Here is a 12,640-nt window from a genome sequence, read left to right on the forward strand (position 1 = left end):
GTTCTCCCCATCACCTGTTGACCAGGCCGGGATAGGGGATCGGGATAAAATCGTTCTCCGTTTCCATCCATGCGGAAAGCTCAGCCAACAGTTTGTTTCGTGTGCTTCGATGGCTATCCAGTTCGAAAAGATTGTGCAGCTCGCCTGGGTCCTCCGCCAGGTCAAACAGTTCGAACATCGGCCGTCCTCCACCGTAAAAGACACCGTATTCTTTCCTTAGACGCTTGACGCCGATTTCTTCGATCAGCGCCTTTTCCTCTTTCCATGGAATATCGGTCTGGCCATACGGATAACGCGGAATGGCGTTGTAAACGAGCTTGTAGCGACCAGAGATGATCGCTCTCCCAAGATCAAATGCAATGGCGTTGTTGCCTGCGAGGCCAGTTCCGTGGGATCCACGCACGGCAAAAACAGCGCGGTCCGGAGTGATTTCATTCGTGCTGTTCAACAGACTGACGCCGTCCAGATCTTCAGGCGCCGGCGCGCCCGCGAGATCGAGGATGGTCGGCATGAGATCGACTCCGGAAACCAGCGCATCGTGCACTTCGCCGCCGCCCTCGCCGCCCGGCAGGCGGACAATCAGGGGAACGTGTATTCCCTTTTCATAAAGCGTGCCCTTGCCCCGGTACACGGCGGCACCGTTGTCGCCCATGAATATGATGGCGGTGTTATCCAAAAGCTCAGAGCCGCCAAGCACTTCCATGATTTGGCCAACAGTGACGTCCAGACGATTAACCTCACCGTAGTAGCTCGACAGTGAACGGCGGACGATTGCGGAATCCGGAACACCGGACGGCAATGAGATCGCTTCAGGATCCGGTTCAAATTGCGTGGCCGTCGATGGTCTGTGGGGATCGGAAAAACCGATCTGCAGGAAGAAAGGCCGGTCCACGGGACGCGCGGAGAGGAATTCCGAAACAAGGTCGGCCGAAGCCTCCGGTCGAATCGATAGATAATCCAGCCGGCGCGAAAACGTATCGCCAAGTGGACCGAGGCGGCCGTCATCTTCTACCCTCGTGCCGTTGAGGTGATGCCCGCGTCCGACCATGCCGACGAAATAACCGCTTCTCTTGAGGATGTCGAAGACGGTCGTCGTTTCTTCGGCAAGCGCAGCGGAAAAGCGCACGACGCCCGTCGAGAGCGGCCAGAGGCCGGTCGCAATCGACGCTCGTGACTGGACGCATTGCGGCGCGGTTACATAGGCCCTCCTAAACAGATGCCCCTGGCGCGCAAGTTCGTCCAGAGACGGAGTATCGAGATCCGGGTTTTCGTAGATCGAAAGATCCGGATAACTTTGATCGTCAGACAACATCAGGACAATATTGACGCGGGACGTCTGCGCAAAGGCGAACCCGGCCGACAACAGCACGGCGCAAAACCCGAAAATGACGCCAGGCAAAAAACAACGCATGAAATTCCACTCCTGAAAAAGCAGCAGTATCTCTCAAAGCTTGCGAAAATATAATCAATATGCAACAGAAAGTTGCACCAAGCGAGGCGTCGTCTTCGGTGAATTGAAAACCCGATGCGCACTGATCTAGGAGGACGACAGCAGACCTGATTTTTCCGCGTCGCCAATGGCCGGATCACATATTTGGCAATCAATAATTTTTCATTCAAATCAATTACCAGCACAGCCGATGAACTGCAGAACTATCTGGACCTATTGGGAAAACAAGACCGGCAAGCATACGCCCGGATACATAAATCTTTGCCACGAAACCGTTCGCAAAACGAATCCGGATTGTCTTTTCGTGGTGCTTTCGCCCGAAAACCTCCACCATTATCTTCCGCCGCTGCCCATTGCGATCAACAATCTCATTCCGAAGAACGCCGTCGAACCTTCGCTCGCGCTGAAAGCCGACATTATACGCGTGCAGATACTCAAAGCGCATGGCGGAATATGGATCGACTCCGATTGCATTGCCCTCGGACGGCTCGATCATCTCTTCGGGATCCTCGAACGAAAGGGATTTTTCGCAATCGAAAAGAGCGGCCCCAATGGCGTTTTCTATGCAAACAACCTCATTGGCTCGGCGGCCGGCGGAAACATCATCAGCGCTTATGCCGACAAGCAAGTCGGGCTGGTGACGGACAAACAGAGATCCGGCGCGACGTATGACTGGATTGAGCTCGGTTCAACAATGCTCACCCGCATTGTTCAGGACCACCTTGCGACGGACTTCGAACCGCTGGAGGAAGCGCTCTACCACCCGCTCGGTTTCCAGGATCACGAGAATTTTCTGCTCATCGACTACAACGGATCGACACGCCCCGAACTCGATGCATGCCACACCGTGATGCTCTACAACAACCTGTTCCCGGACAGCCTGAAAGGCATGACCGAGCAACAGTTGCTGGCGTCGCCGACGATGCTCGGTTCGATTCTACGCAGCGTCATTACGGATACGCCAGAGCACAACTGCCCATCCACGCGGATCAGTTCGAGAAAACCGGTCGGATATCGCGACATCGCATTGATTTTCTCTACCCTGCGGAGACCGGAGTCCTCCAAGCAGTTCGTTCAGTCCGTTCGAAGATATCTGCCGCCCGAGATCACGATCCACATCGCGGTCCAGGGCGATGACCTCACCGATTATCAGGCGCTGCAAAATTCGCCCGGCGTGAACCTTTATCCCGTGCCGGAGGATTACGGGCTTTCAGCGTCGCGAAACCTCCTGCTCGACAACACAGACGAACCCGTCATTTCTCTCTGCGACGACGATTTTCTCGTGACGCCGCGCACGAGGCTGGATGTGGCGCTGGCGATCTGGAACGAACATCCGGAAATCAAAATCCTCGGCGGTATGTTCGAGAATTTCAACTATTCCGAAGATGGTGAACTGACAAACCGTCGTTACACGAGCTTCGACCACAAAATCGTTGATCACAAGCTCCTGCCGGACACGAAGATTTTCATCCCTCAACAGTATCTGGCGAAAGAATACCGCTATGTCGATGAGACCCACTATTTCTACTACACCGACACGGTGAACAATTTCGCCCTGATGGATCGCGCCTTTCTCGACGAGACAGGCCTGCGTTGGGACGACGACCTGAAAATTTCAGGAGAACACGAGGATTTCTATCTTACCCTGCAATGCGGGAACGCCGCGTCGCAGAACGCGGTCGCATTTACCAATGCGCTCTACGTCGAACACCACCGCCATACGAACCCGGCTTACAAATCGAAGCGAGAAAGAAAGCAGTTTCATATCAGAAGCATGGAGAAATCCTCCAGCAAAACCTGGGTGTTTTTGGGCAAACGAGTCGAAAGCGTCGAATCCGGAAATTTCAGGGAACACCAACATCCACGAAACAAGTAATTTGAGACATGATTTATACGGAAGCTGTAAGAAATTTGCTGAACAGGAATTTCTGGGAGGGGTTGGTTACAAATGACATTCTGTGGTCCGAAAGATACCCATATCTCTACGGAGCATGCTCGAAAAACGCCTGTTCTTCGATAAAATTCAGCCTGGCGCTGATCGAAAACGATCTGGTGCATTTCGACGGAAGCCCCCATAACCGCAGGGCGACCAATCTGAAGGGCCTGTTACAGGCCAACGAACAAAAACTGTCCGCATTGCTGCAATCGCCGGACGTGTTTCGCTTCAATTTCTGCCGGGATCCCTACGCCCGTCTTGTGTCCGCTTATGAAAACCGGATCCTGACTCTGGGTCTTGAGAGCTACGATCTTGTTGATAGCGCGACGAAAGAATTCAAAAAGAACCGGACCGCAATTCTGGCGCACAAGTCAGGCAGGCATCCATCGTCTGTGGATCCCGACGAGGATATCGAATTTGGAGATTTCGTCCGTTTCATTTGCGATCAGAACTATTTCGAAATGGACCGCCACTGGTATCCGCAAGCACGGTCCATGCATGTCGATGTCATCGACTACCAATTCACGGGCAGGCTCGAGAGTTTCGATCAGGACTGGCGGATCGTTCATGAAACGATAACAGGCGGGATGAGCGCCGAGCCTGCAACGCGACTGAATTCCACCCGCAAGCGAGCGGATGGACATGAGCAGATCCCGCAGGACCTGCGACGCCTGATCGCAAAAAAATACGAAGAGGATTTCGACGCGTTTCGATATCCCACGGGATTGCGCGCTACGACCACGATGCCAAAAAACAACATCGAACAAGCGACGCCTACGAAAACCTCGAATATGAGCGCCGCGCTACCGAGAGTTCTGTTTGTAATAGATGCGAGAGACGATGCCTTTCGTCTCCGCCCGACCCTGGCCAGCATCGAAAGACTGACGTCAGCGCCTCACTCGGTTGCAGCAATTGTTTCAAGAAATTATTCCTGCTTTGCGCGCTACCTGACAAACCTGGTTGACGAAGTCGCAGAGGTTGATGGCCTGGAGCCGCTGAACTGCCTGGGATCGCTCTTCAAGGAAGCGAACACAGATCAAGACATCATTGTATTTCTAAGAGCGGGCGAAGAAGTGCCGGACCGCTTCGCCTTTCACGAAGCCTGCAATTTGCTCGCACAGCGCCCCGAAACGAAAGTTGTCGCCGGACTGAACGCCATCATCCGCTATGACGAGTGGGAGAAACCCCAAAGCCGCAAGTGGAACAACACGGCAAGCTATTTTGTCTCGAGGCCGGATGAACCCGGCGAAATCCTGATACCCACCGATTTTCTGGAACCGCCGAAATACGGCGCTGAGAACTGGCATCAGATCTGCGAGGCGTTCTGGGGGCCGTTTGTCTGTTCCCTGCGGACATTCCGCGGGATGCGTGACGCAGGCAAAGAGTATTGTTCGATGGCGGGCCTGTGTCTCGCGATGGCGCGTCAATGGAGCCTTCGTACAAACGGCGCTGTAGCGTTCTATCCGAAATTCATTGCAATCGAGAAAGTGCATGGCGCCCGCAATGCGATCAACCGGGGCTTCCCGGCTGAAGATATCAGGCAGTATTTCGCAGACAACGACAAAGGCTCGCTCGACATATTGGGACTGGAAAGCTGGATTAAGGACGCTTCAGGCAAGCTTTCCACACGCGAATTTCAGTTCATGGACGTTGATAACCGGATCATGCATGACAAGTCGCGTGAACAAACGCTGTCCTTTGCCTTTGATTCCGAATTCGGTCCAAGAACGCCGCACTGGAGCGACTTGCGACCGAAACCGAGCAGCGCATCCATCACCCCATCTGCAAACGGCTCTGTTCTTGAAGGCCAGGCGTCACCGAATGCGAACAAGTCCCGCAGGAAGTCGGAGATACAGCCTCAAACAATTGATGATGTGCGCGACAAATACGGCATTCTGATCAATGCGAACGGGTTCGAAATCATTTCAACCCGTCGGCTGGTGAGAAATGCCGCGTTCGAGTTCATTCGAAGACCGTTCCTGAAGAAGCCGCCGCCGAACAATTCGGGACCAGACATCAACTAAGCAGACTGTCTTCGAAAGGAAAGCGCGACAGCAACTCGACGCCGGTGTCTGTGATCAGAACCTGCTGCTCAAGCTTGACGCCTTCGAAACCGCCTTCCTCGCCGATATAGCTTTCCACGCAAAGCGTCATGCCCGGTTCGATCGCCCCGTCATAACCGGCGTCGGGAAAATCACCGCTGTGATAGAGATAGGGATACTCGCCGGTCATCCCGCAGCCATGGGCGGAGAGATAGTAGCGGTTGGCATGGTAGCGCTCGGGGATATCCCAGGCCTGATCGGCGTAGTCGCGAAACGACAGACCGGGCTTCAGGATGCCCATATTGTAGTTCACCTGTTCATAGGCGACCTGGTAGAGCGTCTTTTGCATTTGCGTCGGTTCGCAGGGACCGGAATGAAAGGTGCGAGAAAAATCGGAATAATATCCGTGGCAACCCACGACGTCGGTATCGAGCGCGATGAGTTCGTTTTCGCCGATGATCCGGTGAGCGGCCTCCTGAAACCACGGATTTGTCCGTTGGCCGGAGTTCAGGAGACGGGTTTCGCAGTAGTCTCCGTTTTGCTCGATGACCGACTTGTGCAGGACGGACCAGAGTTCATTTTCAGTCAGGCCGGGACGTATGGCGTCGCGCATCTTTTCAACGGCGACTTCGGTGGCGCGAAGCGATGCGTTGACGCATTTCATCTCCTCGGATGATTTGATCGCCCGAGCCATTTCAACGGGCTGCTGCGCGTCCACGATAATCAAACCATGGCTTTCGAGAGCGATGGCAGATCCGGCGTTCAGCCGCTCGAGCCCAACTGTTGCGGCAGGCCCCGCCAGTTCGGTTATGAGGCTCGCCATTTCAGCGGCCCAGCGGCGCTGGCGCGCCGCTATCTCCGGGCCGGCGGCGACGAAACTGGCTGTGATCGCCGGCCGCACCTCATCAATTGTCTCGAACCCGTCGGCCAGATGCATGCAACCCGTAAATTCGAACAATATCGATCGATCCGCCGTCAGCAGCAGATAGCGAGATGGCGCATTGCGCATCGAAAAGACCTGCATGTTGCGGGTCCCGGTCGCATAGCGGATGTTTATTGGATCGGACAGGATGACGGCGTCGACTCCATAGGCGGCCATCTGTTCGCGAACGCGGCGCTGGCGATAGGCGCGGACTGTCTTCAGATCAATGCCTTCGCTTTCCGGCGCCCGGTCCAGAAGCGCGATGCCAGATAAATCGCTACGTTCAGCGTGCCAGTCGAAATTCGCCACCTTCAACCCCAATACGATCAGCCATGCAAATTGCCCAAACGCAAACTAGCAGATGACCATCAAGGCAGAAGATTGATGAAACGACCGCAATTGTCGCAAATCGGGCTTCGAGCCTGACCGCTTTGGTCGAACGCAAGGCACAATTTAAAACTGCATCAAAAAGTCAGAATTACTCTTATAGATTGATAATTCTACCAGAGCGAATAGCGAAGAGAGAACCTGATCTCCTGGCTGGTGAAGCCGTCATCCGAGCTTTGCGTCCCTTTCGCACCGGCGCTGACAGCAGTCGAATCGTAACCGTACATGTCGCCGGAAGCGATGTCCGTGAAGCGATAACCCAAATCAGCCTTCAGATTGCGGGTGATGTCATACGCAATACCAGCCATGAGGGAATAGGTGAATCTCCAGGATCCCAATCCCTCATGAAACTGTGTCCCGAACGTCGCCCCTGCACAGTCCCCAATGCCGTTGATGCAGGTGTCTTTGGAAACATAGTTGTCGTAGTTTACATACGTCATGCCGACGCCTGCGCCAATATACGGCGTAAAGCCGGCGTAGGTTCCGAGATCGACGTAGCCGTTGACCATGCCGCCGCGCGCCGTGAAGTCTGCTTCGCCGGAGCGTGAGCATCCGGTGCCGTCCGGTCCGCCAGGCAGTGCGAGACATGGATAGGCGGAAACGCCGGTTCCCGAAAAATCGCCGCCAAAGGCGTTGAACATGGCCTCTGCGCGAAACCAGTCGGTAAACTGGTACCCGGCTCCAAGACCATAGGTGAAATCCGAATTGAACTCGGACGAATTGTATGGCTGATCGTAATAATCGAGCGTAAATGGGTCGAAGACCCGGTAGGATGAAGCCGATCCGTTGAATGATACATTGTAGCCGACATCGCCCCGCAGATACCAGCCGCTGCCAATCTCGACCGGAACGGTGTTCGGGAGTTCCGGAGCGTAGAGAATATTGTCCAGGTCTGCTGCGCCTGCAGGCGCGGAGGCGCAAAGGATGAGCGTCACGACAAGCGCCGGTTTTCTGACTTGAAACACCATGAACGATACCCCCTTGTATCGGCGTACGGAATAACTGCTTTGCCGACATCCTATCCGCGCACTGGTTAAGTTGCGGTTAAGCATGTTTGTTAAGGAGCTTTCTTTACCGATCATTATCCATAACTGCGCGCGCCAGCAAAAACGCCGCCTGCTCGGCAGACGGCGGTTGCTGAATCAGGGGATCGTTGCTGCTGAATTACTTGTAAACGATCGGCTCGTAGGGAACGTAAGGTTCCGGAGTGCAGTCGCGGCCCGGATAGAACCTCAACCCGGCGATAGCCGAATGTATGTTGATGCCACGGTCGTAGCCAGGACCGCCGCCGGCGGCGTATCCAAACATTTCACCGCCATCGATATGCTGGTAGCGATAGGAGACGTCGCCCACGATATCACACCGGAACTGATAGGAAACGCCAGCCGACAGCTGATAGGTGAACCGCCAGTTGCTCTGTCCCTGGTGCGGAATGAGAGGATCGCAATTGAATGGATTCCCGGTTTCGCAACTCTGATTGTTGAGATTGCCGTAGGAGACGTAGCTTCCGCCGAGGCCGGCGCCGATGAACGGGATTATGCCCGATGATCCATCGCTCCAGAAATCGAAATCCACATAGGCGCTGGCCATGATGGAATAGGCGCTCCAGCTGGAGGAGTCGGTTGACACACAATCGATCGCAACCCCGCAGGATCCGCTCGTCGAGCCACTGAAATCAGCGCTGGCGTTGTAGGAGAGGCTGAGTTCCGTCCGCAGGAACCGGTTGATCTGATAGCCCGCAGCGCCTTCGATCAGCCAGGTTTCGGACAGATCGTGTTCGTCGAAAGTGCCCCATGTGCCGGGCAATGTGTAGTCTATGCCGTCGATGATCGGCCAGGAATAACCGGCGCCCACCCGGAGATAGAAACCGTCCAGGATAACATTCGTCGATCCGCGAATTTCAGCGTCATAGAGGGGAACCGGCTCGACAGGCGGTTCTTCGATCTTGTCGGCGGCCCAGGTTGGTCCGGCAATGAGGGAGACGCTTATTGCAAGACCCAAATATTTAATCATAACATACTCCAAACGTACTATTGCGGCATTGCGCCCGCTCGCAACAGGTTCGACACGCCTGATTATCAAAGCAAAAGGTTAAAACGTCGTTAGCTATAACGGTTCACCTTATTGAATAAAAATAGCTATAAAAAACAATAGCCTGACGATTTCTTATTCGGCCAGTAAACCCGACTTCGGGATCAAGAGATATTCTTTCTGTTTTAGTACTATTTGGTCGAAGCAATTTTTGGTTGCCGACCATGCGAGCCATGACGCGGCTTTGCCGACCCACAACCATCAGGCAAGGCAGTCAGCGCAAAGTCCGCAAAACAGGAAAAGCAAGCCGGAAGAACGGCAACTACGCGACGGCTTTCACGCCAGCGATCGTGTCGACAAGTTCGTCGACGACCTTCTCGACGAGAACGCGATCGTCGCCTTCCGCCATAACCCTGATCAGGGGCTCGGTTCCGGACGGGCGAATGACCAGCCGGCCCGACTTGCCGAGAGTTTCGGTAGCTGCATCGATGGCGGACTTAACATGGGCGTCTTCCAGCGGCTTGCCGGCGGTGACGCGCACATTTTTCAATATTTGCGGAACCGGATCAAAACGATGGCATATCTCGCTGACGGGTCTGTCCATGCGCTGGACGCAGGCGAGTATCTGCAGGGCCGCGACCAATCCGTCTCCGGTCGTTGCGTAGTCCGAGAGAACGATGTGACCCGACTGCTCGCCGCCGACATTGAACCCGCCTCCCCGCATCCGTTCCACGACATAGCGATCGCCGACCTTGGTTCGCTCCAGCGACATGTCGCGTTCTTCCAGAAAACGCTCGAGACCCAGATTCGACATGACGGTGGCCACGATGCCGCCGCCTGTCAGGCGCTTGTCACGGGACCAGGATTCGGCGATGACAGCCATGAGTTGATCGCCGTCAACGACCGACCCTTTCTCGTCCACGATCAGGACGCGATCAGCGTCGCCGTCAAGAGCGATGCCGATATCGGCCCTGACTTCATGCACCTTGCGCGCCAGCGCGACCGGATGGGTCGAACCACATTCGTGATTGATGTTAAGGCCGTTCGGCTCATTGCCGATCGTAATGACTTCAGCCCCCAATTCCCACAGAACGGCGGGCGCGACCTTGTAAGCGGCGCCGTTGGCGCAATCCACCACCACCCTTAATCCGCTCAGGGACACTTTCTTGGGCATCGTCCGCTTGGCGAACTCGATATAGCGGTCGTGAACGCCGTCAATGCGTTTGGCGCGTCCGATGTTTTTCGAACTGGTCAACTGGCTTGAAATATCGGCGTCGATGAGCCGCTCGATCCGCATCTCAAGTTCGTCGGAAAGTTTGTAGCCGTCCGGCCCGAACAATTTGATCCCGTTGTCCTCGTACGGATTGTGGGACGCCGAGATCATCACGCCGATATCGGCGCGCAGTGACCGCGTCAGCATGGATACGGCGGGTGTCGGAATGGGACCAAGGAGAAAGACGTCCATGCCCGATGCGGTGAAGCCCGCGACCATGGCGTTTTCCAGCATATATCCGGAAAGTCGGGTATCTTTGCCGATGACAACGCGGTGACGATGGTCGCCTCGACGGAATACCGCGCCAGCGGCGAGCCCGACGCGCATCGCCGTGTCCGGCGTCATTTTGCCTGAATTGGATTTTCCGCGGATACCGTCTGTTCCAAAATACTGGCGCGCCATTTGATCCCCCGACTGTAGAAGCGACCGCCGCGTTATTGCACATAACGCGGAAATACGGCCTTCATAATCTGTTACAGTCCGTATCAGACGAATGGCCGCAAACCGGCCATCACCTTATAGTCCAAGAATTGACGGTCCGTTACCCGCCTATGGGGTCTGCGGCTCCATGCCGGCGTCGGGCTCGTCGTCCGACTTCTTGCTGCCCTCTTCCTGGCTTTTCGCGCCGGTCTTGGGAACGGTGGAGCCGCGCGAGGGAGGCGTATCATCGCCGAGATCGCGCGACGGCTTCTCACCGCGAATCAGCGCCTTGATTTCGTCACCGGAAAGCGTCTCGTACTCAAGCAGACCTTCAGCAAGCGTTTTGAAATCCTCGTTCTTGTCAGTGAGGATCTGTCGCGCCGTGCTGTAGGCCTCGTCGATCAGACGATGGATTTCCCTGTCGATTTTCTGCGCAGTGGCCTCGGAAACATTCTTCTGCTGAGCGACCGAGTGGCCGAGGAACACTTCCTGCTGATTCTCGCCATAGGCCACCTGGCCGAGTTCATCGGAGAATCCCCATTGCGTGACCATCGCACGGGCAAGCTTGGTGGCCTGCTCGATATCGGAGGAAGCGCCGGAGGTGATGTTGTCTTTTCCGAAGGTGATTTCTTCGGCGACGCGACCGCCCATCATGATCGCCAGACGGGAGATCATGTACTTGTAGCTCATCGAGTAGCGATCGCCTTCGGGCAGTTGCATAACCATGCCAAGAGCACGGCCGCGCGGAATGATCGTCGCCTTGTGCACCGGATCTGCGGTTTCCACATTGATCGCGACGATGGCGTGACCGGCCTCGTGATAGGCGGTCAGCTTCTTTTCTTCCTGGGTCATTGCGCTGGAGCGCCGCTCGGCGCCCATCATGACCTTGTCCTTGGCGTCCTCGAATTCGAGCATGGTCACGAGCCGCTTGTTGCGCCGCGCCGCCATCAGGGCCGCCTCGTTGACCAGGTTCATCAGATCGGCGCCGGAGAAGCCGGGCGTGCCGCGGGCGATCACCTTCAGGTCGACATTCGGCGCCAGCGGCACGTTGCGCACATGGACCTTGAGGATACGCTCGCGTCCGATGATGTCCGGATTCGGCACAACGACCTGACGGTCGAAACGGCCGGGCCGCAACAGCGCCGGGTCAAGCACGTCGGGACGGTTTGTCGCAGCGATCAGAATGATGCCCTCATTGGCCTCGAAACCATCCATCTCGACCAGCAACTGGTTGAGGGTTTGCTCGCGCTCGTCATTGCCGCCGCCGAGACCTGCGCCGCGATGCCTGCCGACGGCGTCGATTTCGTCGATGAAGATAATGCAGGGCGCATTCTTCTTGGCCTGTTCGAACATGTCGCGGACACGGCTCGCGCCAACGCCGACGAACATTTCCACGAAGTCGGAGCCAGAAATGGTGAAGAAGGGAACAGCGGCCTCTCCGGCCACCGAGCGGGCAAGCAGGGTTTTACCTGTTCCGGGCGGTCCGACGAGCAGAACGCCACGCGGGATCCGGCCGCCAAGCCGCTGAAACTTCTGCGGGTCGCGCAGGAATTCGACGATCTCTTCGAGATCTTCCTTGGCTTCGTCGACGCCGGCCACGTCGTCGAAAGTCACCCGTCCGTGCGATTCGGTCAGAAGCTTGGCTTTCGACTTGCCGAAGCCCATCGCGCCTCTGGAGCCGCCCTGCATCTGACGCATGAAGAAAATCCAGACGCCAAGAATAAGCAGGATGGGCAGCCAGGACAGGAGAAGTCCGATGAAACTGTTGGATCCGTCGTTTTCAGGCGCTGCGCTGATGCTGACGCCCCTGTCCTCCAGACGCTGAACCAGACCGGTGTCGCCAGGAGAATAGGTTCTGAAAGAGCGATTGCCTTCTGCATATTTGCCGGAAATCGTCTCGCCAACGATCTTGACGCTCCGGATGCGGCCATTGTCGACATCCTGGAGGAAATCCGAGTAGCTGATCTCGTCGGACGTGCCACGTGCGCCGGGGCTGTTGAACATGTTGAACAGCGCTATGAGCAGAAGCGCTATGATCGCCCAGAGGGCAAAATTTCTGAAGTTAGGATTCATTCGGTTCCCCGGAACACCGGCAAGCCCGCTGCTTCCGGGCGCCTTGACGAAATTTACGTGCCCCTAACATAGGTTTCTCTTGTACCCTTGCCAAGACCATCATCGG

8 protein-coding genes are annotated in these 12,640 nt (G+C 55.9%); 2 read left to right on the plus strand and 6 right to left on the minus strand.

Annotated features, from left to right (window positions below):
• Positions 1–10 precede the first annotated feature (10 nt).
• Positions 11–1,411, minus strand: a complete 1,401-nt coding sequence (locus K1W69_RS17900) for a sulfatase family protein (RefSeq protein WP_220229786.1) — start codon at positions 1,409–1,411, stop codon at positions 11–13.
• A 166-nt stretch (positions 1,412–1,577) separates the two neighbouring features.
• Here K1W69_RS17900 and K1W69_RS17905 point away from each other — a divergent pair, with 166 nt between their 5' ends.
• Together K1W69_RS17905 and K1W69_RS17910 are read left to right on the plus strand one after the other, a co-directional pair.
• On the plus strand, positions 1,578–3,326 hold the full coding sequence (locus K1W69_RS17905) for a capsular polysaccharide synthesis protein (RefSeq protein WP_258571165.1): 1,749 nt from the start codon (positions 1,578–1,580) through the stop codon (positions 3,324–3,326).
• Positions 3,327–3,388: 62 nt separating this feature from the next.
• Entirely contained in the window at positions 3,389–5,410 is a 2,022-nt protein-coding gene (locus K1W69_RS17910) for a sulfotransferase family 2 domain-containing protein (RefSeq protein WP_220229788.1), read from the plus strand.
• On the opposite strand, the gene K1W69_RS17915 is transcribed toward K1W69_RS17910, so the two are convergent.
• From K1W69_RS17915 to ftsH, 5 genes are all read right to left on the minus strand, one after another.
• On the minus strand, positions 5,403–6,659 hold the full coding sequence (locus tag K1W69_RS17915; protein WP_220229789.1) for a M24 family metallopeptidase: 1,257 nt from the start codon (positions 6,657–6,659) through the stop codon (positions 5,403–5,405). The two genes, K1W69_RS17910 and K1W69_RS17915, sit on opposite strands and share 8 nt — an antisense overlap.
• Positions 6,660–6,850: 191 nt before the next feature.
• Entirely contained in the window at positions 6,851–7,705 is an 855-nt protein-coding gene (locus tag K1W69_RS17920) for an outer membrane protein (RefSeq protein WP_258571166.1), read from the minus strand.
• 196 nt (positions 7,706–7,901) lie between these two features.
• Positions 7,902–8,750 carry an outer membrane protein gene (locus tag K1W69_RS17925; protein ID WP_220229790.1) on the minus strand — a complete coding sequence of 283 codons (849 nt, stop codon included), beginning with the start codon at positions 8,748–8,750 and terminating at the stop codon, positions 7,902–7,904.
• Between the two features lie 340 nt (positions 8,751–9,090).
• On the minus strand, positions 9,091–10,443 hold the full coding sequence (gene glmM / locus K1W69_RS17930; RefSeq protein ID WP_220229791.1) for a phosphoglucosamine mutase: 1,353 nt from the start codon (positions 10,441–10,443) through the stop codon (positions 9,091–9,093).
• A 147-nt stretch (positions 10,444–10,590) separates the two neighbouring features.
• Positions 10,591–12,534, minus strand: a complete 1,944-nt coding sequence (gene ftsH, locus K1W69_RS17935) for an ATP-dependent zinc metalloprotease FtsH (protein WP_220229792.1) — start codon at positions 12,532–12,534, stop codon at positions 10,591–10,593.
• Positions 12,535–12,640 lie beyond the last annotated feature (106 nt).

Source organism: Flavimaribacter sediminis (assembly GCF_019492055.1).
Taxonomy (GTDB): domain Bacteria; phylum Pseudomonadota; class Alphaproteobacteria; order Rhizobiales; family Rhizobiaceae; genus Flavimaribacter; species Flavimaribacter sediminis.